Raw genomic sequence first — 21,546 nt, forward strand, 5'->3', positions numbered from 1 at the left:
CCGTTGGGAAGTGGAGAACCGGTCCTTTTGGGTGCGGGACGTTCTCTTTCGCGAGGACGCTTGCCAAGTGCGGGGGAGAGGGGCGTGGGTCCTGGCGGTGCTGCGGGGGTTTTTGGTCTCGCGGCTAAACCGGGAGGGGGTTAAGGGGAAGAAGGCGGCCTTGGAGGCTTTCTCCTTCAACCCCCTCTCCGCCCTCCGCTTCCTGGGGCTCTATGCAGTATAGCGGTCAAGTCTGGCCCTGGGGCTGGCCTCGCGGTTTCCCTACGGGGCCAGGGGATAGAATGCCGGGGGTAGAGCATGCGGGTGGAGTTTGGGGATGCCTTGCAGGGAAGCCGCCTCGAGGTGGCCGTGGCGGCCGCCTCCTCGGAGCCCGTTTCGGGAGGGTACCGGCTGAAGGGGAGGGAGGTGCGGGTCTTCCCCCCCTTTAGGGGAGAGGGGTTCTTCCGCCACGGCTGGCAGAGCTGGAGCCTCGCCGCCTGGGTGGACCTGGAGTCCTCCCCGCAGCCCCTTTACCCTGAGGCCCGCAGGCCCCAGGCGGATGACCCCTTCCTGCTGGAGGCCGGGGAGTGGTGGGGAAGCGGCGTGGGGGCCCTGAAGGGGCCAGGGGGGAAGGTGCTCCTCTTGGGCGCCCTGGGGGTAGGGGCGCGCGTTTTGGGACGGGAGGACCTCCTCCTGGGCCGTTACGCTTGGGGAGAGGGGGAGTGGTTTCTGGGCTACGGCGAGGAGGAGGAGGTCTTCGCCGCCTACGCCCGGCTCCTTCCCCGGCGCCTTTCCGGGAAGCCCCCCAGGGTCTGGTGCTCCTGGTACGGTTTCTACACCCGGATCGGGGAGGGGCTTCTCCTCGAGGTCCTGGAGGAGGTGGCCGGGCTTCCCTTTGAGGTCTTCCAGGTGGACGACGGCTGGCAGCGGGCCTTAGGGGACTGGGAGCCCAACGACCGTTTCCCCCGGGGCATGTCCTTCCTGGCGGCGAGGATCCGGGAAAAGGGCCTGAGGCCGGGGCTTTGGCTCGCCCCCTTCCTCGTCACCGCGGATAGCCCCCTCCTGAAGGAGCGGCCCCACTGGCTCCTGAGGGACGGGGAAGGGAGGCCCGTGCGGGCGGGGTTCAACTGGGGGAAGCCCCTCTTTGCCCTGGACTCCGGGAACGAGGAGGTGGTGGAGTGGGCCGCAGGCCTCCTCAGAAAGGCCCTGGCGTGGGGCTACGACTACCTGAAGCTGGACTTCCTCTACGCCGCCGCCCTCCCTGGGGCCGAGGGGGAGGCCCGCTACCGGGAGGCCATGGCCCGCCTGCGGGAGGCGGTGGGGGAGGCCTACCTCCTCTTCTGCGGGGCCCCGGTTCTTCCCTCCTTGGGCCTCGCCGATGGCCTTAGGGTGGGGCCCGACGTGGCCCCCTACTGGGACAACGAGGACCGCTCCCTCTGGCTTTCCGACCCCACGGGGCCCGGCCTCAAGAACGCCCTCCGCTCCACCCTGCACCGCCTCTGGCTTAGGGAAAACGTCCATGTGGACCCCGACGTGGTCTACTTCCGCACCCGCTTTAACCTGCTTTCCCCCGAAGAGATGCGGCTTCAGGAGGTTTTGGCCCACTTCACCGGCTTCAAGGCCACCTCCGACCCGCCCTCCTGGCTTACCCCGGAGGAGCGGGGGCGCCTTACGGCCTTCCTGGCCCGGGAGGTGCCGGTGCACCGCCTCGGTTCCTACCGCTTCCGGATGGGAGAGGAGGAGGTGGACTATGCCCCCCTTCTATAGGCGCCTCCACCGGAAGGCGGACGGGCGGGAGCTTCTCCTCTACGGCCTGGCGCCCCACGAGGACCCCCCTTTCCCGGAGCCCGCCGAGCCCTTCCGCCCCGCCCCCCACCTCCGCTACCACCCCTTGAGGGGGGAGTGGGTGGTCTACGCGGCCCACCGCCAGGAGCGCACCTTCCTGCCCCCCAAGGAGCACTGCCCCTTGTGTCCGAGCCGGGAGGGGGGCTTTCCCACGGAGATCCCCTTCCCCCGCTTCCAGGTGGCGGTCTTTGAGAACCGCTTCCCCTCCCTCGTGGAAGAGGCCCCTCCCCCTCCCGAGGGGCTTCCCGTGCCCGGGGGGGAGGCGAGGGGCCGGTGCGAGGTGGTGGTCTACACCCCGGCCCACGTGGGAAGCCTCGCCACCTTGAGGGAGGAAGAGCGGCTCCTCCTCGCCTGGGTGTGGCGGGACCGGTACCAGGCCCTCTACGCCTTGCACGGGGTGCGCTTCGTCATGCCCTTCGAGAACCGGGGGGAGGCGGTGGGGGTAACCCTCCACCACCCCCACGGCCAGATCTACGCCTATCCCTTCGTGCCGCCCGTCCTGGAGCGGGAAAGCCAGGCTTTCCGGGAGAGGCCCGTGCTCCTCGAGCTTTTCCCGAAGCTTGGGCCCTACGCGGTGGACGAGGAAGGGGGCTTCCTCGCCTTCGTCCCCCCCTTCGCCCGCTACCCCTTTGAGGTCTGGGTGGCCCCAAGGGCGCGGCACCCCGGCCCCTGGACCTTCTCCGAGGGGGAGATGGCGGCCTTCGCCAGGCTCTTGGGCCGGGTGGTGGCCCGGTACGACGCTCTCTTTGGGGAGCCCTTCCCTTACGTCATGGTCTTCCACGCCGCGCCCTTGGGGGAGGAGCGCACCTTCCACTTCCACGTGGAGTTCTACCCCCCGAGGCGCACCCGGGACAAGCTCAAGTTCCTGGCGGGCACGGAGCTGGGGGCGGGCACCTTCGTGGTGGACGCCCTGCCCGAGGAGGCGGCAGAGAGGCTTAGGGAGGTCCTATGAGGTATCTTCTGGCCCTGGACCAAGGCACCACCTCGAGCCGGGCCCTCCTCTTCACCCTGGAGGGGAAGCCGGTGGCGGTGGCCCAGCGGGAGTTCCGGCAGCTTTACCCTGAGCCAGGCTGGGTGGAGCACGACCCCCTGGAGCTCTGGGAGACCACGCTTTGGGCGGCGCGGGAGGCGCTCCGCCGGGCGGGGGCAGATCCCAGGGAGGTGTTGGCCCTGGGGATCACCAACCAGCGGGAGACCACCCTGGTGTGGGAGCGGGGGACGGGAAAGCCCCTTTACAACGCCATCGTCTGGCAGGACCGGAGGACGGCCCCCCTGTGCGAGCGCCTGCGGGCGGAGGGCCTGGAGCCCCTTTTCCGGGAGCACACCGGGCTTCTTCTGGACCCTTACTTTTCCGGGACGAAGCTTGCCTGGCTGTTAGCGAACCTCCCCGGGCTTCGGGGGCGGGCCGAGCGGGGCGAGGTGGCCTTTGGGACCGTGGACACCTGGCTCATCTGGAACCTCACGGGGGGAAGGGTCCACGCCACCGACCCCACCAACGCCAGCCGCACCCTCCTCTTCAACCTGCACACCCTGGCCTGGGACGGGGAGCTCCTGGAGGCCCTGGGGGTCCCATCCCCCCTCCTCCCGGAGGTGCGCCCCTCGGACGGGGACTTCGGGGAGACGCTTCCCGAGCACCTTGGGGCCCCCATCCCCATCCGGGGGGTTTTGGGGGACCAGCAGGCGGCCCTCTTCGGGCAGGCGGCCCTTCTAGAGGGGGAGGGGAAGTGCACCTACGGCACGGGGGCCTTCCTCCTCCTGAACACGGGGGAAAAGCCCGTGCCCTCGGGGAAAGGCCTCCTGGCCACAGTGGCCTGGAGCCTTGGGGGAAAGGCCACCTACGCCCTGGAGGGGAGCCTCTTCGTGGCGGGAGCGGCGGTCCAGTGGCTTAGGGAGGTGGGGCTTATCGGGGAAGGCGCCGAGGTGGAGGCCCTGGCGGGGAGCGTGGGGGATAGCGGCGGGGTCTACTTCGTGCCCGCCTTCGCCGGGCTTGGCGCTCCCTACTGGGATCCCTACGCCCGGGGGGCCATCCTGGGCCTCACCCGGGGGACGGACCCGGGCCACCTGGCCCGGGCGGCCCTGGAGGGGGTGGCCCTCTCGGTGCGGGACGTGGTGTCGGCCATGGAGGAGGAGGCGGGGATCCAGCTCCAGGCCCTCAAGGCGGACGGGGGCATGGCGCAGAACCGCCTCTTCCTGCAGATCCAGGCGGACCTCCTGGGGGTGCCGGTGGTGGTGCCGGCGGTGACGGAGACCACGGCCCTGGGGGCGGCCCTGATGGCGGGGGTGGGGGCGGGGGCGCTTTCCCCGGAGGCGGTGCGGGGGCGTTGGCGGGAGGCGGGGAGGTTTACCCCCGGGATGCCCCCCGAGAGGCGGGAAGCCCTCTACCGGGGCTGGCTTAAGGCGGTGGCCCGGGCCCGGGACTGGGCGAGGGAGGCATGACGGACCGCGAGGCCCTCTTCGCCCGCCTGGAGGAGCCCTTTGACCTCCTCATCCTGGGGGGTGGGGCCACGGGGGCGGGGGTCCTGTGGGAGGCGACTTTGCGGGGCCTGAGGGCGGCCTTGGTGGAGGCGAAGGACTTCGCCTCGGGGACCAGCTCCCGCTCCACCAAGCTCCTCCACGGGGGCGTGCGGTACCTGGAGCTTGCCGTGAGGCGCCTGGACCGGCGCCAACTCAAGCTGGTGGTGGACGCCCTCCACGAGCGCAAGGTGGTGATGGGCCTCGCCCCCCACCTGGCCCGGCCCCTCACCCTCATCACCCCCCTCTTCCGCCCCCTGGAGATCCCCTATTACTACCTGGGCCTCAAGGCCTACGACCTCCTCGCCGGGAAAATGCGCCTCGCCCCAAGCCGCTACCTTCCCCCTGAGGCGGTGGCGGGGCTCTTCCCCGACCTGCCCAGGACCTTAGGGGGCGTGGCCTACCAGGACGGCCAGTTCGCGGACTTCCGCTTTAACCTCGCCCTCGTCCTCTCCGCTTTGGAGCGGGGCGCCGTGGCGGTGAACCACGCGGAGGCCACCGCCCTCCTCCTGGAGGGGGGGCGGGTGCGGGGGGCGGTGGTGCGGGACCGGCTTTCGGGGAAGGAGGTGGAGGTGCGGGCCAAGGCGGTGGTGAACGCCACCGGACCCCTCGCCGACCGGGTGCGCCGCCTTCTGGACCCCCATCTTCCCCCCCTCCTCACCGCCTCCAGCGGGGTCCACCTGGTCCTGGACTACCCCCTAGAGGCGGGCCTCCTCCTCCCCAAGACCAAGGACGGCCGGGTCCTCTTCCTCCTTCCCTACCAGGGCCTGGCCCTCCTCGGCACCACCGACCTTCCCGCCGAGCCCACCTTCTGCCCCCTTCCCCGGGAGGAGGAGGTGGCCTACCTCCTGGAGGAGGTGCGGCCCTACCTGGGGGACCTCGCCTCCCGAGTGCGGGCGGTCTGGTCGGGCCTGAGGCCCCTGGTGGGGAAGGGGGAGACGAGGCTTCTGGTGCGCGACCACTACATAGAGGAAAGGCGGGGCCTCTACACCCTGGTGGGGGGGAAGTGGACCACCTTCCGCCTCATGGCCCTGGACCTCTTGGAGCGCCTCGCCAAGGACCTGGGGCTTTCCCTGCCCCCCTCGGCGAGCCACGCCACGCCCCTCCTCGGGGCGGGGCCGCGCCCCGAGCTTCCCCTCCCCGAGGAAACGGCACGGCACCTCTACGGGACCTACGGCGCCCTGGCCCCCAAGGTCTTGGCCCTGGGGGAGCGGCCCCTCCTTCCCGGGCTTCCCTACCTGGAGGGGGAGGTGGTGTGGGCGGTGCGGCGGGAGCTGGCCAGGAGGCCCCTGGACGTCTTGGCGCGGCGGATGGGCCTCGCCTTTTTGGACCGGGAGAAGGCCCTGGAGGCCCTTCCCCGGGTGGTGGAACTCATGGCGGGCCTCTTGGGCTGGGGGGAGGCGGCGCAACGCCTGGAGCTGGAGGAGGCCAGGGGGAGCCTGCCCGCGCTTTGCTAAGCGTCCGCGCCTTGATTTCCCTGTGCGCTTGCCCTTTTGGGGCCCCCGCCGAGGCTTTCGCCTCGGCGGGGTACTCAGCTACTCTTCCGAGGTGCGCTGGACGGGGGCGCTTTCCTTTAGGATGGCCCGGACCCTCTCCCCGGGGATGGTCTCCTCCCGGAGGAGTTCCTCGGCGATCCGGTGCATGGCCTCGGCGTGCTCCAGGAGGACCTGGCGGGCCTTGGCGTAGGCCTCGTCCAGGATGCGCCGGATGTCCTCGTCGATGAGGCGGGCCGTCTCCTCGGAGTGGTCCTTCTTCTTGGCGATCTCCTCCCCCAGGAAGATGGGGCCGGAGTCGGAACCCCAGGCGATGTTCTTGAAGTGCTCCCCCATGCCCCAGTCCAGGACCATGCGCTTGGCGATCTGGGTGGCCCGCTTGAAGTCGTCCTGCGCCCCCGTGGTCACGGTGCCGGTGAAGAGCTCCTCGGCCACCCGGCCCGCCATGAGCACGGCCAGCTCGTCCATGAGGTGCTCCCGGGACACCAGGACCCTCTCCTCGGGCTTGCTCCAGCGCGCCCCCAAAGCCATGCCCCGGGGGACAATGGAGACCTTTTCCGTCTTGTCCGCGTGGGGCAGGACCTCCCCCACCACCGCGTGCCCCGCCTCGTGGTAGGCCACGGCCCGGCGTTCCTCCTCGGAAAGCTTCAGGGCGGGCCGCTCCAGGCCCAGGACGATCTTGTCCAGGGCCCTGAGGAAGTGGTCCTTGCGGATCCTTCTTTCCCCGTCCCGGGCGGCCAGGAGGGCGGCCTCGTTCACCAGGTTCTTGAGGTCGGCCCCGGAGAAGCCCGGGGTGAGGTGGGCGAGCTCCAGGGGGTCCACGTCCTCGGCCACGGGCTTGCCCCGCATGTGCACCAGCAGGATGTCCTTGCGCTCCTCCAGGGCGGGGAGGCCCACCACCACCTGGCGGTCAAAACGCCCGGGCCGGAGAAGGGCCGGGTCCAGGATGTCGGGCCGGTTGGTGGCGGCCAGGACGATGACGGAGGTGTCCTTCTCAAAGCCGTCCATCTCCGAGAGGATCTGGTTCAGGGTCTGCTCGCGCTCGTCGTGTCCCCCCCCGATCCCCGCGCCCCGCTTGCGCCCGATGGAGTCCAGCTCGTCGATGAAGATGATGCTGGGGGCGCTCTTCCGGGCGTCGTCAAAGAGGCTCCGCACCCGGCTTGCCCCTACCCCCACGAACATCTCCATGAACTCGCTGGCGGAGACGGAGAAGAAGGGCACCCCCGCCTCCCCGGCCACCGCCCGGGCCAGGAGGGTCTTGCCCGTGCCGGGGGGGCCCACCAGGAGAACCCCCTTGGGGATCTCCGCCCCCAGCTCCAGGTACTTCTTGGGGTTCTTGAGGAAGTCCACCACCTCCATGAGTTCCCGCTTGGCCTCCTCATGGCCCGCCACGTCCTTGAAGGTGGTGGCCACCCGCTTCTCCTTGCCGTAGAGCCGGGCCCGGCTCTGGCCGAACTGCATCACCTGGCCGGCCCCGCCCTGGGCCCGCATGAAGAAAAACCAGAAGAAGAGGATGAGAAGGAGCGTGGGCCCCACGTAGAGGAGGACCTGGGGCCACAGGGAAGGGGGCTTGGTGACGATCTTGACCCCGTTTTCCTCCAGGAAGCGCAAAAGCTCGGGGTCGGCCACCTGGGCCGGGGGCAGGGGCACGGCGAAGCGCCGGGCCACCTGGCTTCCCCCTTGCGGGGTGGGGAAGCGCTCCGGCTCCTTTAACTGGCCCAGGATGCGGGTTTCCTCCAGGGTGACCTCGGCCACCTTGCCCTCGCGCACCAGGGTGCGGAACCCGGTGTAGGAGAGGGTGGGGGCCGGGGGCCCGGTGAAGGCGGTGTAGGCCAAATAGCCGAGGAGAAGCAAAAAGACAAGGGTGAAGGGGTTGATCCGCTGCGGCAACATCTACCTCCCTGGTCTTATGGTAAGGCCTTTTAGGGAACGAAGGGGGAGGGGTGTGGTATCCTCTAGCGGCGATGAGGGGGGTCCTCGAGGCCCTGCACCAGGGGGACTACGACACCGCCATTGAGCGCCTCACCCGCAAGGCCCTGTTTGGGGCCAGGGAGGAGGCCAGGGAGGCCCTCCTCCTCCTGGCCGAGGTCCACAGCCTCTACGGGGAGGAGGGGCTGGAGCGGGCGCACCGGGCCCTGGAGGAGGCCTACGAGCTTGGGGGCTTGGAGCATAACCCCCTCTACCGGGCCCTTCTGGGGGAGCTTTTGGCCCTCGAGGGCCGTTCGGAACGGGAGGTGCTCCCCCTCTTTCTGCCCAGCGAGGACCCCCGGGCCCGCTACCACCAGGCCCAGGCCCTCTTCTACCTGGGCCGGTTTGAGGAGGTGCTGAAGACCCTGAGGGAGGGCCTGCCCGCCTTCTTGGCCTGGCGGGCGGAAGGCCTGAAGGGGAGGGCCCTGGAGCGTCTGGGCCGCCACGGGGAGGCCGCCCTTGCCTACGAGCGGGGGGCGGAGCTGGCCCTCGGCCTGGAGCGCTACTGGCTCCTCCTGGACGCCGCCGCCATGTGGCTGGAGGCGGGGGAGGGGGAGCGGGCGCTTTTGGCCCTGGAGGAGGCCCTGGCGGCGGTGGGGGAGGAGGACCCCGAGGACGAGGCCACCCGCCGCTACCTCCTGGCCCGGGCCCACCTCCTCCTGGACAACCCCAACCGGGCCCTGGAGGAGGTGCAGGAGGCCCTGAGGTTGGAGGAGGAAAGCGGCCATAAGGCCTACGGAACGCCCCTGCTCAAGGGCCAGATCCTCCTGCGCCTGGGCCGCTACCCCGAGGGCATGGCCGCCTTCCGGGAAGCCCTCTCCCGGGCCGAGGGGGCGGAGCGGGGCTACGTGCTCCACGAGATGGCGGTGGCCGCCTTGGACCAGGGGGCCTATCTGGAAGCCGAGGAGCACCTCCAGGCCCTCCTGAAGGAGGAGGGCTACCCCTACCGGGCCCAGGCCCTGGCCGACCTGGCGGAGGCCCTCTACCGCCAGGGGCGCTACCAGGAGGCGGAGGGGGTGGCCCGGGAGGCCATGGCCCAGGGGGCGGAGGCCGCGGGGGAGCTCATCCTGGGGCACGTGGCCTACGACCTCATGCACCTGGAGGAGGCCCTGGCCCACTACCGGAAGGCGGCGGAGCTGGCCGAGGAGGGGAGCCGGGAGTGGGTGGGGGCCCAGGAGATGGTGGTGGACACCCTGGCCCAGCTGGGCTACCGCTCCCCGGAGGAGATCCTGGCCCGCGCCGAGGCGGTTCTGCCCCACGTGCACCCCGCCGACGAGTGGCACCAGACCCTCCTGGCCTACCGGGAGCGGGCCGAGGCCCTGCTCAGGGGGGGCAGGCGGCCCAACTGATGCCCTTCTTCCCCCTTTCCTTCGCCCCGCTGACCCTGGATATCCTCTACCGGCCCCCTTTACCGGGGCCCCCGTGCCGGCGCAAGCCAGCACGGGGCGGTATCACCCCGTTCCCCGGCGCAGGGGGGCCAAGGCCCTAAGCACCTCCTGGGCCCGCAAGGGCTTGGGCAGGTGGAGGACCCGCAAGGGGCGGAAGAGGAGGCCGGGCGGGGTGTCGCTCACCAGGTACAAGGAGGCGAGCTTTCCTTCCGGGTGGGCCCGGAGCCTGCGGGCCATCTCCAAGGCCTTCTCCCCCTGGAGGACGATGCCCTTGGGCCGCTCCTTGAGGAGCCTCAGGGCGCTTTCCAGGTCCCGGGCGAGGAGGACGCGAAAGCGGTGGGCCTCGAGGAGGTAGAGGAGGAGGCGCCGCACCACGCTGCTCTCCACCAGAAGCAGGACCAGGGGGTCTTCCAGGAGCAGGGTGGAGGGCCGGACCAGGCCCCGGCCCTTGAGCTCGTAGAGGAGGTGGTAGACCGCTTCCTCGGGAAGGCCGGAGAGGAGGGCGATGCTCCTCGCCCGCCGCACCCCGTCCAGGAGCTCCAGCACCGTCCAGGCCTCCGGGGTGAGGGGGTGGCGGGTGGGGTCTTCCACCAGGTGGAAGACCGCGTCCGGGTCCACCTGGCCCCGCCGCCACTCGTCCAGGCGCCTGGCCGCCTCCATGAGGGCCGCGTCCGTGTCCAGGGTGTGGGGCAGGGCCACCTGGCTTCCCTCCACCAGGGGCTCGGCCAGGACCTCCCCCTCCTTTTCCCCCAGGAGGGTGGCCAGGGCTTCCAGCACCTGGGCCTCCAGGGCCTCCTTAAGCTCCTCTTCCCCGATGAGGCCGAGCTCCAGGGCCAAGGCCCCCAGGGGCGTACCGGGGTTTTCCCGCCCCTGACGCTCCACGAGTTCCTGCACTTCTTCCAGGGAAAGGTGGCCGAGGCGCACCAGGTACTCCCCCAGGTGGGGGCCTGGCTCGGTGCGGGCGTAGAGGATGCGCCCCTGGAGAAGGTGCACCCGGCCGTAGATGCGCCCCTGGAAGCTCACCACCGCGCTCTTGCGGTTCGCCGCCAGGGCCTTTAGAAGCTCTCCCAGGTCCATCTCCTCCAGGGTGGCCCGGATCACGGCTCCCATTCTCCCGGGGGGCGGGTGGGGGCGCAACCCTAGAGGAGGGGTTCCACGGGCGGAGGGTAGCCCAGGTGGCGGTAGGCCCGTTCCGTGGCCACCCGGCCCCTGGGGGTGCGCTTGAGGAGGCCCTGCTGGATGAGGTAGGGCTCGTGCACCTCCTCCAGGGTGCCCGGGTCCTCGGAGAGGGCGGTGGCCAGGGTGGTGAGGCCCACGGGCCCGCCGCCAAAGCGGAGGATGAGGGCCTCGAGGATCTCCCGGTCCCGCTTCTCCAGCCCCAGCTCGTCCAGGCCCAGGGCGGCCAGGGCCTCTAGGGTCCTGTCCCGGCCGATGACCTCCTCCCCCGCCACCTGGGCGAAGTCCCGCACCCTACGGAAGAGCCGCTTGGCGATGCGCATGGTGCCCCGGCTCCGCTTGGCGATCTCCAGGGCGGCCTCCTCCGTGATCCCCACCCCCAGGAGCCGGGCGTCCCGCCTAACCCCTTCCGCCAGCTCCTCCAGGGAGTAGTACTCCAGGTGCTCCACGATGCCGAAGCGGCTCCTCAGGGGGGCGGTGATGAGGCCGGGCCGGGTGGTGGCCCCGATGAGGGTGAAGCGGGGAAGCTCAAGCCGGATGGTCCTTGCCGCCGGGCCTTGGCCGATGACGATGTCCATGACGAAGTCCTCCATGGCCGGGTAGAGGTGCTCCTCCGCCTGGCGGCTTAGCCGGTGGACCTCGTCTATGAAGAGGATGTCCCCTTCCTCCAGGGAGTTGGCCAGGATGGCGGCCAGGTCCCCGGGCTTCTCTATGGCGGGGCCCGAGGTGACCCGCAGGTTCACCCCGAGCTCGTGGGCGATCACGTGAGCCAGGGTGGTCTTGCCCAGGCCGGGGGGGCCAAAGAGGAGGAGGTGCTCCAGGGGCTCCCCTCGGGTTTTGGCGGCCTCGAGGTAGACCCTGAGCTTCTTTTTCAGGCGCTCCTGGCCGATGTACTCGTCCAGGGTCTTGGGCCTTAGGGCGAGGTCCGGGTACGCCTCCACGCCCCCTCATGATAGCTTTGGGACATGCGCACCGTGAAGGACTTCCGCGAGGCCAAGGGGAAAAGGCTCGTGTACCTCACCGCCTACGACCACCCCACGGCCCGCCTGGCGGAGGCGGCGGGCGTGGACGCCATCCTGGTGGGGGACTCCCTGGGGATGGTGGTCCTGGGCTACCCCAGCACAGGGCCCGTGACCCTGGAGGAGATGCTCCACCACACCAAGGCGGCCCGGCGCGGGGCCCCGGGCACCTTCTTGGTGGCCGACCTCCCCTACCTCTCCTACGCCACCTTGGACCGGGCCCTCTTCGCCGCGGAGCGCCTCCTCAAGGAAGGGGGGGCGGATGCGGTGAAGCTGGAGGGGGGCGAGGAGGTGGCGGAGATCGTCCAGGGCTTAGTGCGGGCCGGGGTGCCGGTGCTGGGGCACGTGGGCCTCACCCCCCAGACGGCGAGCCAGCTCGGGGGCTACCGCCTCCAGGGCAGGCGCCCCGAGGAGGCGGAGCGCATCCTGCGGGGAGCTTTGGCCCTGGAGGCGGCGGGGGCCTACGGGGTGGTCTTGGAGATGGTCCCCGCCCTCTCGGCCAAGGAGACCACGGAAAGGCTTTCCATCCACACGGTGGGCATCGGGGCCGGGCCCCACACCGATGCCCAGATCCTGGTCTTCCACGATGTGGTGGGGCTTTACGGGGCCTTCAAGCCCCGCTTCGTGAAGCGCTACCTGGAGGGGGAGCAGCTTTTCCTTCAGGCCCTGGGCCAGTACGTGCGGGAGGTACGGGAAGGGGCCTTCCCCGGGGAGGAGCACAGCTTCTAGCTCCTCTGCCGTGGAAAATCTGCGAGCACCTCGCGGTTTTTCTGCGACATGGGGTGGGAAGGGCGGGTGGGGGTGGAGGTCAAGGCGGCCCGCACCCTGGGCCTCCGGGACTTTGCCGACCTGAAGGCCCTTAGGTCCTTGGCGGGGGAGCGCTTTCTCCGGGGGGAGGAGCTTCTGGCCGTGGAGGAGGGGCTTTACGCCGTGCCCATCCCTGCCCTCTGGCGCCTACAATGAGGGGCGTGGTGCGTTTTCGCGCCGAAGGGGTGCGCCTGGACCAGGCGGTGGCCGAGGCCTGCGGCGTAAGCCGCGCCCGGGCCCAGGACTGGATCGCCCAGGGCCGGGTGCGGGTGGGGGAGAAGGTGGTGGCCAAGGCCTCCTACCGCCTCAAGGGGGAGGAGGTCCAGGTCTTTCCCCCTGAGGAGAAGCCCCTGGTGGTGCCCGAGGACCTGGCCATCCCCGTGCTCTACGAGGACGAGGACATGCTGGTCCTCAACAAACCCCCCGGGCTCCTCACCCACCCCGCCCCAGGGGTCTACAGGGGCACGGTGGTCAACGCCCTGCTGGGCCGCTACTTCCCGCCCGAGGCGGCCGAGCGGCCCGAGCTGGTGCGCCCGGGCATCGTCCACCGCCTGGACAAGGACACGAGCGGGGTGCTGGTGGTGGCCAAGCACAAGGGGGCCCTCGAGGCCTTCGCCCAGGCCTTCCGGGACCGCCTGGTCCTGAAGCGCTACCTGGCCCTCACCGAGGGGATGCCCAGGGAGGGCACCCTCATCGCCCCCGTGGGCCGCCACCCCGTGGAGCGGCACCGGATGCACGTGGGCGGCATCGCCCCCCGCTACGCGGAAACGGACTTCCGGGTCCTGGCCACCGCCGGCCCCTACGCCCTGGTGGAGGCGAGGCCCCACACGGGCCGCACCCACCAGATCCGCGTGCACCTCAGGCACCTAAGGGCCCCCATCCTGGGGGACGAGCTCTACGGGCGGAAAAGCCCCCACATCGGGCGGCAGGCCCTCCACGCCTACGAGCTTCGCATCCCCCATCCCCGCACCCGAAAGGTCATGGAGTTCCTGGCCCCCGTGCCCCAGGACATGGCCCGGGCCTGGGAGGCCTTAGGGGGGGAGTGGCCGGAAGAGGTGGTGCGGGAAGGGTATACTGGGGCGCAATGAGGTCCTTTCCAAAGCCTAAGGAGGCCTTCTCAGAGGGGGAAGAGGCCCCCTTTGGAGTTCACCGCCTTCACGTGGGGGACGCCCGGGAGGTCCTCGCCACCTTCCCCGAGGCCTCGGTGCACCTGGTGGTGACCTCCCCGCCCTACTGGACCTTGAAGCGCTACGAGGACGTGCCTGGGCAACTTGGCCACGTGGAGGACTACGAGGCTTTCCTGGACGAGCTGGACCGGGTGTGGCGGGAAGTCCACCGGGTTCTGGTGCCTGGGGGAAGGCTCGTCATCGTGGTGGGGGATGTGGCCGTGGCGAGGCGGCGCTATGGGCGGCACCTGGTCTTTCCCCTCCACGCCGACATCCAGGTGCGGTGCCGCAAGGTGGGCTTTGACAACCTGAACCCCATCCTCTGGCACAAGCACACCAACGCCAGCCTCGAGGCCGACCGCCCGGGCTTCTTCCTGGGCAAGCCCTACGAGCCTGGGGCCATCATCAAGACCGAGGTGGAGTACATCCTAATGCAACGCAAGCCCGGGGGCTACCGCAAACCCACCCCGGAGCAGCGGGAGGCCTCCCGCATCCCCAAGGAGCTCTTCGCCCGCTGGTTCCGGCAGATCTGGGACGACCTCCCGGGGGAGAGCACCAAGGACCACCCGGCCCCCTTTCCCTTAGAGCTCGCCGAGCGGCTGGTGCGCATGTTCAGCTTCGTGGGGGACGTGGTCTTAGACCCCTTCGCCGGGACCGGGACCACCCTCATCGCCGCGGCGAGGTGGGGGCGGCGGGCCTTGGGCGTGGAGCTCGTGCCGCGGTACGCTCAGCTTGCCAAAGAGCGCTTTACCAAGGAAGTTCCTGGGTTTTCCCTGGAGGTCTTGGATGGAGCCACCCATCCTCGCCGTTAGGTTGAAAAAGCTTTTAGAAAACATGATACGGACCTCTTCCCAGGATAGCGGGCGCCAGGGGGTTTTGGCGGGGTATTTGGAAGAACGTTTGCGGGAGCGCTTACCTCCACATCTTTGGCCCCACTTGGAGCAGGAGATTTCCGTACCCGGTTTGGCCCGGGAGAAAAAATGGGACCTGGGGTTGGTGTACCCCGCGGGTTCATCCTTACCCAAGAAACCGCGGCTTCTCATTTCCCTGAAGTCCATCCTGAAAAATCCCTCGGGGTCCTGGCCTAACCGCCTGGACGATCTGGTTGGGGAGGTCTCCTCTGTCCAGCTCCTTTTTCCCGAGGTGGTCGTAGGGTATGTGGTGGTTCTGGACTACGGGGCGCCTACTAAGCGAAGGGGAGGCGTTTACCGACCTCCCCAGGGGAATGAGCTTGACCCTATCTACGCCCGCTTCAAGCAGGGGCTCGCCGCCCTTGCTCAAAGACGCCCTCCTCTCTGGGCTCAAGGCCTCGTAGAGGGTTGCTGGGTTTTGGAGATAGACACCCGCCGGGCGCCCCTTTTGCTGAGGCCCGAGGAAGCGGTGGCGGAGGGTGAAGCCTTTTTGGACGCCCTGGTGGGGGAGCTGAGAAGAAGAGAGCCCCTCCTCTTCCTAGACCACAGCCAAAAGCCCCTTTAGCGCCCGCCCGAGCCGCCGTATCCCCTCCGCGATCCCGGCGGGGTCTAAGGTGGCGTAGGAGAGCCTCAGGGTGTTCTCCCCACCCCCGCCCGCGAAAAAGGGCCCCCCCGGCACGAAGGCCACGTTTTCCTCCAGGGCCTTGTGGAGGAGGGCTTCGGCGGAAAGCCCCCTGGGGAGCTCCATCCAGATGAACATCCCCCCTTGGGGCCGGGTGTAGCGCACGCCTTCGGGCATCTCCCGCGCCAGGGCCTCCAGCATGGCCTGGGCCTTGGCGCGGTAGGTGGCGCGGATCCTCTCCAGGCGCTTGGGGAAACCCTCCTTCACCAGCTCGTGCACCAGGATCTGGTTGAGGGCCGGGGTGTGCAGGTCCACCCCCTGCTTGGCCTGGGTGAGCTTGAGGACCACCTCGGGGTGGGCGGCCACGAAGGCCACCCGAAGCCCCGGGGCCAGCACCTTGGAGAAGCTCCCCAGGTAGATGACCCCCGGGTAGCCCGCTTCCCGGGCCAGCTCAAAGAGGCTGGGAAGGCGCCTCTCCCCGAAGTAGAGCTCCCGGTAGGCGTCGTCCTCCGCCACCACAAGACCCTGCTCCATGACCAGGGCCAAGAGCCTTTCCCGCGCCCTTTGGGGCATGAGACCGCCCGAGGGGTTTTGGAAGGAGGGGATGAGGTAGAGGAAGCGGGGGCGCTCCCTCCGGAGCACCTCCGCCAGGGCCTCCAGGTCCGGGCCCTCCTCCCCGGCGGGCACCGTGAGGAAGCGGGGCCCGTAGGCCCGGAAGGCCTGGATGGCCCCCAGGTAGCTGGGGGCCTCGAGGAGGACCGGGCTCCCCTCGTCCAGGAAGATCTTGCCCAGTAGGTCCAGGGCCTGCTGGCTTCCCGTGGTGATGAGGACCTCCTCCGGGGCCACCCCGAGCCACGCCGCCACCCAGGCGCGAAGGGGAGCGTAGCCCTCTGTGGGCCCGTACTGCAAGGCCACCTCGCCCTTCTCCCGCAGGATCGCTGCCGCCTTTTGCGCCGCCTCCTCCTTGGGGAAGAGCTCCGGGGCGGGAAGCCCCCCCGCGAAGCTGAGGACGCCCGGGCGCTGGGTGAGCTTGAGGAGCTCGCGGATGGTGGAGGCCTGGATGCGGCCTGCGCCTTTGCCGAACGCCTCGGACCAGTTTAGGGTTTTCACCCCCATAGTCTATACCGCCCCCCTTCGCCCCGCCGGGATTTTCCGCCGGGGCCCCCAAGCGCCCGCACCTCGGTTTCGCCACCTGGCTGGGCTTACCGGGAGGCCTTTTGGGGCCCCCGCTCTGGCGAAAGCCAGAGCGGGGCACTTAGGGGGAGAGCCTGCGGTAGGCCTCGAGGGCGTAGCGGTCCGTCATGCCCGCGATGTAGTCGCACACCGCCCGCTCTAGCCCCTCCTCGGGGATTTTGGCCTGCACCTCCCGGGGGAGAAGCTCGGGGTAGCGGGTGTAGGCGAGGAAAAGCCCCTCCAGCACGGCTTCTGCCTTGCGCCTCTCCCTGAGGACCTCGGGGTGGCGGTAGAAGCGGTCCATGAGGAAGGCCTTGAGGGCCTTAAGGGCCTTTCCCGCCTCTTCCGTGAGGGCGGCGAGGCGCTCCGGGTGGTGGCGCACCGCCTCCGCACTTTGCACCCCCGCCTCCTCCACCCGCCGGTGGGTGGCCAGGATGGCGGCGGTGATGAAGTAGCCCAAAAGCTGCCGCACCAGGATGCGGCGGGAAAGCTCCGTGAGCCTAAGGAGGTCCAGCCCCTCCTCCCGGGCCAGGGCCTGGAGAAAGGCCACCTCGGCAAGCTCCTCCGGGGCCAAAAGGCCGCTTCTCAGCCCGTCGTCCAGGTCGTGGGCGGCGTAGGCGATGGCGTCCGAGAGGTCCACCACCTGGGCCTCGAGGGTCCCCTGCCCGGGGTAGAGGGGTTTGAAGCCGGGGGCGTAGGCGGCCTCGTGGGTGGCGATGCCCTCCCGGACCTCGTAGGTGAGGTTGAGCCCCCGGAAGCGGGGGTAACGTTCCTCCAGGTGGGTGAGGATGCGCAGGGCCTGGGCGTTGTGCTCAAACCCCCCGTGGTCCCGCATCAGCGCGTTGAGCACCTTCTCCCCGGTGTGGCCGAAGGGGGGGTGGCCCAGGTCGTGGGAGAGGGCGATGGCCTCGGTGAGGTCCTCGTTGAGGCCTAGGGCGCGGGCGATGGAGCGGGACACCTGGGCCACCTCCAGGGTGTGGGTGAGGCGGGTGCGGTAGTAGTCCCCGGCCCAGTTGGGGAAGACCTGGGTCTTGTACTCCAGGCGGCGGAAGGCGGTGGTGTGGAGGATCCGGTCCCGGTCCTTCTGGAAAGGGGTGCGGTAAGGGGACTCGGGCTCGGGGTACTCCCGCCCCCGGGTGTCCCCGGCCCTTTGGGCGTAAGGGGCGAGGTTTTGCGCCTCCAGGGCCAAGAGCCTCTCCCGGGGGAAGAGCATGGCTAAACCCGCTTGAAGAGGAGCACCGCGTTCTGCCCCCCGAAGGCGAAGGAGTTGGAGAGGGCGTAGTCCACCCGGGCCTCCCGGGGTTCGGGCACGAAGTCCAGGTCCAGCTCGGGGTCGGGGTCCTCGAGGTTGATGGTGGGGGGGATGACCCCGTGGTAAAGGGCCTGTACCGTGGCGATGGCCTCAATGCCCCCCGCCGCCCCCAGGAGGTGCCCGGTCATGCTCTTGGTGCTGGAGACCATGAGCTTCTTGGCGTGCTCCCCGAAGACCTCCTTGATGGCCAAGACCTCCGCCCGGTCCCCCACGGGGGTGGAGGTGCCGTGGGCGTTGATGTAGCCCACCCGTTCCGGGGCCACCTTGGCGTCCTCCAGGGCCCTGGCCATGGCCAAGGCCGCCCCCTTGCCCTCGGGGTGGGGCTCGGTGATGTGGTGGGCATCGGCGCTACGGCCAAAGCCCACGAGCTCGGCGTAGATGCGAGCGCCCCGCTTCCTCGCGTGCTCGTACGCCTCCAGGACCAAGACCCCCGCCCCCTCCCCCATGACGAAGCCGTCCCGGCTTAGGGTAAAGGGGCGGCTCGCCTTGGTGGGCTCCTCGTTCCGGGTGGAAAGGGCCCGCATCACGGCGAAGGCCCCGATGGCCATGGGGGTGATGGCGGCCTCCGTGCCCCCGGCCAAGACCACCTCCGCCTCCCCCAGCTGGATCATGCGGAAGGCGCTTCCGATGGCGTCCGAGCCCGTGGCGCAGGCGGTGACGGCGGTGGAGGAGGGCCCCATGAAGCCGTAGCGCATGGCGATGTGGGCCGAGGCCATGTTGGCGATCATCATGGGGATGAAGAAGGGGCTGATGCGGTTCGGGCCCCTTTCCAGGAAGACCTTGCTCTGGGCCTCCCACGTCTCCATGCCCCCAATCCCCGTGCCCACCAGGGTGCCCACCCGCTTTGGGTCCAGCTCCTCCGGGGAGAGCCCCGCGTCCTCCAGGGCCAGGTGGGCGGCGATGAGGGCGTACTGGACGAAGCGGTCTAGGCGCCTGAGCTCCTTCTTGTCCAGGTAGTCCTCGGGGTTCACGTCCACCTCGGCGGCGATGCGCACGGGAAGGACCGAGGCGTCAAAGCGGGTGATGGGGCGCACCCCGCTTTTGCCTTCCAGCTGGGCCCGGTGGTAGGCTTCCGCCCCCACGCCGATGGGGGTGAGGGCCCCTAGGCCGGTGACGACCACACGTCGCATGGGGGTAGTATACCCGGTGGGTCTAAGGGAAAAGGGGGCGCTTTGCGCCCCCTCGGCAAAGAGGCGGGCCCTCAGCCCAGTTTGCTTTGGATGTAGGCCACCGCGTCCCGCACGGTGCGGATCTTTTCGGCTTCCTCGTCGGAGATCTCCAGCCCGAACTCGTCCTCCAGGCCCATGATGAGCTCCACGGTGTCCAGGCTGTCGGCCCCGAGGTCCTCAATGAAGCGGGCCTCGAGGGCAATCTTCTCGGGCTCCACGGAGAGCTTGTCCGCGATAACGGCCTTGACCTTTTCAAAGATTTCCTGCTCCGTCATGGAAAACCTCCCGCAGGGATTTTAGCACGGAAACGCCTCAGTGGGGCGTGAGCCCCCCGTCCACGCACAGGGTCTGGCCGGTGATGTAACCCGCCTTCTCCGAGACGAGGAAGGCCACGGCCTCGGCCACCTCCTCAGGCTTGCCGAAGCGCCCGGCGGGGATCTCTCTCAGGTAGGCCTCCTTCACCTCCTGGGGGAGCCTTTCCGTCATCTCCGTCTCAATGAAGCCCGGGGCCACGGCGTTCACCGTGATGCCCCTTTGGGCGTACTCCTTGGCCACGGCCCGGGTGAAGCCGATGAGCCCCGCCTTGGAGGCCACGTAGTTGGCCTGGCCGGGGTTGCCCAGGAGGCCCACCACGCTGGTGATGTTCACGATGCGCCCGAAGCGGGCCTTCATCATGAGCTTGATGGCCTCCCGGGTGGTGCGGAAGGCGGCGGAGAGGTTGGCCTCGAGGACCGCCTCCCAGTCCTCGTCCTTCATGCGCACGAGGAGGGTGTCCCGGGTGATGCCCGCGTTGTTCACCAGGGTGTCCAGGCCCCCCAGGATCTCCGCCGCCCCGTGGACGAGGGCCGTGGCCGCCTCCGCTTCCAGGAGGTTGGCCCCCAGGACGCCCACCAGGGGGCTTCCCCGCCTCCTCGCCTCCTCCGCCACCTCCTCCGCCTTTTCCCGGTTATGCCCGTAGTGGATGACCAGGGCAAAGCCCTCCTCCGCGAGCCTCAGGGCGATGGCCCGCCCGATGCCCCGGCTTCCTCCGGTGACGAGCGCCTTACGCATCCTGCACCTCCAACGCCTTCCTTAGGCTCTCCGGGTCCTGGACGCTCAGGGCCTCCGCTTCCCTCAGGGTGCGGCTCACCAGGCCCTTCAGCACCTCCCCGCTCCCGAACTCCAGAAAGCGCTTGACGCCCCTCGCCTCCATGTCCCGTAGGATCTCCACCCAGCGCACCGGGGCGGTGATCTGCTGGAGGAGGAGTTCCCGGATCCTTCCCGGGTCCTCCTCGGGCCGCGCTGTCACGTTGCTGTAGACGGGGAAGCGGGGCCGCCTCAGGGAGATTTGGGCCAGGTCCTGGGCCAGCCGCTCTTGCGCGGGGGCCATGAGGGAGGAGTGGAAGGGGGCGGAAACGGGGAGGAACACCACCCGGGCCCGCAGGGCCTTAAGCCTTTCCGCCGCCCTTTCCACCGCCTCCTTCTTCCCGGAGATCACCGTCTGCTCCGGGGCGTTGAGGTTGGCCACCTCCACCCCTTCCAGCCCCTCCAGGGCCTTTTCTATCTCCCCCAGGGGAAGCTTCAAGACGGCGGCCATGGCCCCTTCCCCCGGGGGCACGGCCTCCTGCATGTACCGCCCCCTGAGGCGCACCAGGCGGAGGGCGTCCTCCAGCTCAAGGGTGCCCGCGGCCACGTGGGCCGTCCACTCCCCCAGGGAGTGCCCGGCGGCCAAAGCGGGCTCGCGGCCCCCTTCGGCCAGGAAGGCCCGGTAGGCGGCGTAGCCCACGGCGAGGAGGGCGGGCTGCTGGTTTTCCGTGAGGGTGAGGGCCTCCTCCGGGCCCTCCCACATGAGCTTGAGGAGGCCGGGGAGGGTGGCCTCGGCCCGGTCCAAGACCTCCTTGGCGGCGGGGAAGGCCTCGTAGAGGCTTCTTCCCATGCCTAGCCGCTGCGAACCCTGCCCGGGGAAGAGGGCGGCGTACATCAGGCACCCCCCCAGGTGAGCACGGCGGCGGCCCAGGTGAGCCCGGCCCCGAAGGAGACCAAAAGGACGTGGTCCCCTTCCCGGATCCGCCCCTCGTCCACCGCCTCCTTCAGGGCCAAGGGGATGGAGGCGGTGGAGGTGTTGCCGTAGCGGTCCACGTTCACCACCACCCGCTCCCAGGGGAGGCCCAGGCGTTCCCGGGCGGCGTCAATGATCCTCAGGTTCGCCTGGTGGGGCACGAAGGCCTTGATCTCCTCGGGGGTGAGGCCCGCCTTCTCAATGGCCTCGAGGGTGGCGGTGTTCATCACCCGCACCGCGAACTTGAACACCTCCCGCCCGTTCATGTAAAGGCGGTTTTTCATGGAGGTGCCGTCGGGCAGGCGGGGGGCCACGCAGGCGTGGAAGAGTTCCTTGGCCCCGGTGCCGTCCGCCCCCAACACGAAGGACTTGAAGCCAAACCCCTCCCTGACCCTCCCCACCACGGCCGCCCCGCCCGCGTCCCCGAAGAGGACGGCGGTGGCCCGGTCGTTCCAGTCCAGGATCTTGGAAAGGGCCTCCGCCCCCACCACCAGCACCTTGCGGGCTAGCCCCGCCTCCACCAGGGCGTGGGCCTGGGCCAGGCCGTAGATCCAGCCCGGGCACCCCGCCAGGAGGTCAAAGGCGAAGGCCTTGAGGCCGAATCGGGCCTGGACCAGGGCGGCGGTGTCGGGGAAGAGGGCGTCCGGGGTGTTGGTGGCCACGATGACCCCGTCCACCCCCTCGAGGGCCCCCGGGTGCCTCCCCAAGAGGTCCTCCACCGCCTTGAAGGCCAGGTCCGAGGTGTACTCGTCCTCTGCGGCGATCCGCCTTTCCCGGATCCCGGTGCGGGTCACGATCCACTCGTCGGAGGTGTCCAGGTAGGCCTCGAACTCCTCGTTTTTCATGACCCTTTGGGGCACGTAGGCCCCAAGGGCCAGGATGCCGCTCATGGCCGACCTCCCGTCATGGGCTCCACTATACCCTCCGGGAGTGAAAAAAGTTGAGGCCCCGGGGTGCGGGGCCCCGGAG

At 69.7% G+C, this 21,546-nt stretch carries 20 protein-coding genes and 1 pseudogene; 11 read left to right on the top strand and 10 right to left on the bottom strand.

Translation table 11 applies throughout. The features are described 5' to 3' along the window. The 5 genes and pseudogenes from ACYQ0J_RS02985 to ACYQ0J_RS03005 form a co-directional block, all read left to right on the top strand. A pseudogene (locus ACYQ0J_RS02985) lies at positions 1-223 on the top strand (transposase); the annotation flags it as partial. A gap of 74 nt (positions 224-297) precedes the next feature. Then, entirely contained in the window at positions 298-1,746 is a 1,449-nt protein-coding gene (locus ACYQ0J_RS02990; protein ID WP_460170695.1) for a glycoside hydrolase family 36 protein, read from the top strand. Then, entirely contained in the window at positions 1,730-2,776 is a 1,047-nt protein-coding gene (gene galT / locus ACYQ0J_RS02995; RefSeq protein WP_460170696.1) for a galactose-1-phosphate uridylyltransferase, read from the top strand. The genes ACYQ0J_RS02990 and galT overlap by 17 nt, the downstream gene beginning before the upstream one ends. Then, the gene (glpK, locus tag ACYQ0J_RS03000) at positions 2,773-4,260 is read left to right on the top strand and encodes a glycerol kinase GlpK (protein WP_460170697.1); all 1,488 of its coding nucleotides are present in this window, start codon (positions 2,773-2,775) and stop codon (positions 4,258-4,260) included. The genes galT and glpK overlap by 4 nt, the downstream gene beginning before the upstream one ends. Continuing rightward, positions 4,257-5,792, top strand: a complete 1,536-nt coding sequence (locus ACYQ0J_RS03005) for an FAD-dependent oxidoreductase (protein ID WP_460170698.1) — start codon at positions 4,257-4,259, stop codon at positions 5,790-5,792. Before glpK ends, ACYQ0J_RS03005 begins: the two co-directional genes overlap by 4 nt. A 78-nt stretch (positions 5,793-5,870) precedes the next feature. Here the strand turns inward: ACYQ0J_RS03005 and ftsH are convergent, their stop codons facing one another. Further along, positions 5,871-7,718, bottom strand: coding sequence for an ATP-dependent zinc metalloprotease FtsH (ftsH, locus tag ACYQ0J_RS03010; RefSeq protein WP_460170937.1), 1,848 nt, complete (start codon positions 7,716-7,718; stop codon positions 5,871-5,873). Positions 7,719-7,792: 74 nt separating this feature from the next. Here ftsH and ACYQ0J_RS03015 point away from each other — a divergent pair, with 74 nt between their 5' ends. Then, the gene (locus ACYQ0J_RS03015) at positions 7,793-9,145 is read left to right on the top strand and encodes a tetratricopeptide repeat protein (protein ID WP_460170699.1); all 1,353 of its coding nucleotides are present in this window, start codon (positions 7,793-7,795) and stop codon (positions 9,143-9,145) included. Between the two features lie 102 nt (positions 9,146-9,247). On the opposite strand, the gene ACYQ0J_RS03020 is transcribed toward ACYQ0J_RS03015, so the two are convergent. Both ACYQ0J_RS03020 and ruvB read right to left on the bottom strand, forming a co-directional pair. Beyond that, positions 9,248-10,285, bottom strand: a complete 1,038-nt coding sequence (locus ACYQ0J_RS03020; RefSeq protein ID WP_460170700.1) for a DUF4388 domain-containing protein — start codon at positions 10,283-10,285, stop codon at positions 9,248-9,250. A 38-nt stretch (positions 10,286-10,323) separates the two neighbouring features. Continuing rightward, the gene (gene ruvB / locus ACYQ0J_RS03025; RefSeq protein ID WP_460170701.1) at positions 10,324-11,301 is read right to left on the bottom strand and encodes a Holliday junction branch migration DNA helicase RuvB; all 978 of its coding nucleotides are present in this window, start codon (positions 11,299-11,301) and stop codon (positions 10,324-10,326) included. Positions 11,302-11,325: 24 nt separating this feature from the next. On the opposite strand from ruvB, the gene panB reads away from it, so the two are divergent. The 5 genes from panB to ACYQ0J_RS03050 all read left to right on the top strand — a co-directional run bounded on the left by panB (position 11,326) and on the right by ACYQ0J_RS03050 (position 14,828). After that, on the top strand, positions 11,326-12,108 hold the full coding sequence (panB, locus tag ACYQ0J_RS03030) for a 3-methyl-2-oxobutanoate hydroxymethyltransferase (protein ID WP_460170702.1): 783 nt from the start codon (positions 11,326-11,328) through the stop codon (positions 12,106-12,108). A 48-nt stretch (positions 12,109-12,156) separates the two neighbouring features. Beyond that, positions 12,157-12,342 (top strand): hypothetical protein, encoded by a 186-nt coding sequence (locus ACYQ0J_RS03035; protein ID WP_460170703.1) that lies wholly within the window; start codon positions 12,157-12,159, stop codon positions 12,340-12,342. 5 nt (positions 12,343-12,347) lie between these two features. After that, on the top strand, positions 12,348-13,274 hold the full coding sequence (locus ACYQ0J_RS03040) for an RluA family pseudouridine synthase (RefSeq protein WP_460170704.1): 927 nt from the start codon (positions 12,348-12,350) through the stop codon (positions 13,272-13,274). Next, on the top strand, positions 13,271-14,164 hold the full coding sequence (locus tag ACYQ0J_RS03045) for a DNA-methyltransferase (protein ID WP_460170705.1): 894 nt from the start codon (positions 13,271-13,273) through the stop codon (positions 14,162-14,164). The genes ACYQ0J_RS03040 and ACYQ0J_RS03045 overlap by 4 nt, the downstream gene beginning before the upstream one ends. Before the next feature lie 517 nt (positions 14,165-14,681). Beyond that, positions 14,682-14,828, top strand: a complete 147-nt coding sequence (locus ACYQ0J_RS03050) for a hypothetical protein (protein ID WP_460170706.1) — start codon at positions 14,682-14,684, stop codon at positions 14,826-14,828. On the opposite strand, the gene lysN is transcribed toward ACYQ0J_RS03050, so the two are convergent. The 7 genes from lysN to ACYQ0J_RS03085 form a co-directional block, all read right to left on the bottom strand. Further along, positions 14,802-15,995 carry a 2-aminoadipate transaminase gene (gene lysN, locus ACYQ0J_RS03055; protein WP_460170707.1) on the bottom strand — a complete coding sequence of 398 codons (1,194 nt, stop codon included), beginning with the start codon at positions 15,993-15,995 and terminating at the stop codon, positions 14,802-14,804. The genes ACYQ0J_RS03050 and lysN overlap by 27 nt on opposite strands. A 145-nt stretch (positions 15,996-16,140) precedes the next feature. Next, the gene (locus ACYQ0J_RS03060) at positions 16,141-17,271 is read right to left on the bottom strand and encodes a deoxyguanosinetriphosphate triphosphohydrolase (RefSeq protein WP_460170708.1); all 1,131 of its coding nucleotides are present in this window, start codon (positions 17,269-17,271) and stop codon (positions 16,141-16,143) included. 2 nt (positions 17,272-17,273) lie between these two features. After that, positions 17,274-18,500 carry a beta-ketoacyl-ACP synthase II gene (gene fabF, locus ACYQ0J_RS03065; RefSeq protein ID WP_460170709.1) on the bottom strand — a complete coding sequence of 409 codons (1,227 nt, stop codon included), beginning with the start codon at positions 18,498-18,500 and terminating at the stop codon, positions 17,274-17,276. A gap of 71 nt (positions 18,501-18,571) precedes the next feature. After that, the gene (gene acpP / locus ACYQ0J_RS03070) at positions 18,572-18,814 is read right to left on the bottom strand and encodes an acyl carrier protein (RefSeq protein ID WP_460170710.1); all 243 of its coding nucleotides are present in this window, start codon (positions 18,812-18,814) and stop codon (positions 18,572-18,574) included. A gap of 37 nt (positions 18,815-18,851) precedes the next feature. Then, a complete protein-coding gene (fabG, locus tag ACYQ0J_RS03075) occupies positions 18,852-19,589 on the bottom strand; it encodes a 3-oxoacyl-[acyl-carrier-protein] reductase (RefSeq protein WP_460170711.1) in 738 nt (245 codons plus the stop codon). After that, positions 19,582-20,499, bottom strand: a complete 918-nt coding sequence (gene fabD, locus ACYQ0J_RS03080; RefSeq protein ID WP_460170712.1) for an ACP S-malonyltransferase — start codon at positions 20,497-20,499, stop codon at positions 19,582-19,584. Before fabD ends, fabG begins: the two co-directional genes overlap by 8 nt. Next, complete coding sequence (locus ACYQ0J_RS03085; RefSeq protein ID WP_460170713.1) at positions 20,499-21,467, bottom strand: beta-ketoacyl-ACP synthase III; 969 nt, start codon at positions 21,465-21,467, stop codon at positions 20,499-20,501. The genes fabD and ACYQ0J_RS03085 overlap by 1 nt, the downstream gene beginning before the upstream one ends. Positions 21,468-21,546: the final 79 nt, after the last annotated feature.

The sequence above is a fragment of the Thermus sp. FJN-A genome, from assembly GCF_054655095.1.

Coding starts and splice junctions, on each gene's coding strand:
- ACYQ0J_RS02990 (WP_460170695.1), top strand. CDS start 298: ATGCGGGTGGAGTTTGGGGATGCCTTGCAGGGAAGCCGCCTCGAGGTG.
- galT (WP_460170696.1), top strand. CDS start 1,730: ATGCCCCCCTTCTATAGGCGCCTCCACCGGAAGGCGGACGGGCGGGAG.
- glpK (WP_460170697.1), top strand. CDS start 2,773: ATGAGGTATCTTCTGGCCCTGGACCAAGGCACCACCTCGAGCCGGGCC.
- ACYQ0J_RS03005 (WP_460170698.1), top strand. CDS start 4,257: ATGACGGACCGCGAGGCCCTCTTCGCCCGCCTGGAGGAGCCCTTTGAC.
- ACYQ0J_RS03015 (WP_460170699.1), top strand. CDS start 7,793: ATGAGGGGGGTCCTCGAGGCCCTGCACCAGGGGGACTACGACACCGCC.
- panB (WP_460170702.1), top strand. CDS start 11,326: ATGCGCACCGTGAAGGACTTCCGCGAGGCCAAGGGGAAAAGGCTCGTG.
- ACYQ0J_RS03035 (WP_460170703.1), top strand. CDS start 12,157: ATGGGGTGGGAAGGGCGGGTGGGGGTGGAGGTCAAGGCGGCCCGCACC.
- ACYQ0J_RS03045 (WP_460170705.1), top strand. CDS start 13,271: ATGAGGTCCTTTCCAAAGCCTAAGGAGGCCTTCTCAGAGGGGGAAGAG.
- ACYQ0J_RS03060 (WP_460170708.1), bottom strand. CDS start 17,271: ATGCTCTTCCCCCGGGAGAGGCTCTTGGCCCTGGAGGCGCAAAACCTC.
- fabF (WP_460170709.1), bottom strand. CDS start 18,500: ATGCGACGTGTGGTCGTCACCGGCCTAGGGGCCCTCACCCCCATCGGC.
- acpP (WP_460170710.1), bottom strand. CDS start 18,814: ATGACGGAGCAGGAAATCTTTGAAAAGGTCAAGGCCGTTATCGCGGAC.
- fabG (WP_460170711.1), bottom strand. CDS start 19,589: ATGCGTAAGGCGCTCGTCACCGGAGGAAGCCGGGGCATCGGGCGGGCC.
- fabD (WP_460170712.1), bottom strand. CDS start 20,499: ATGTACGCCGCCCTCTTCCCCGGGCAGGGTTCGCAGCGGCTAGGCATG.
- ACYQ0J_RS03085 (WP_460170713.1), bottom strand. CDS start 21,467: ATGAGCGGCATCCTGGCCCTTGGGGCCTACGTGCCCCAAAGGGTCATG.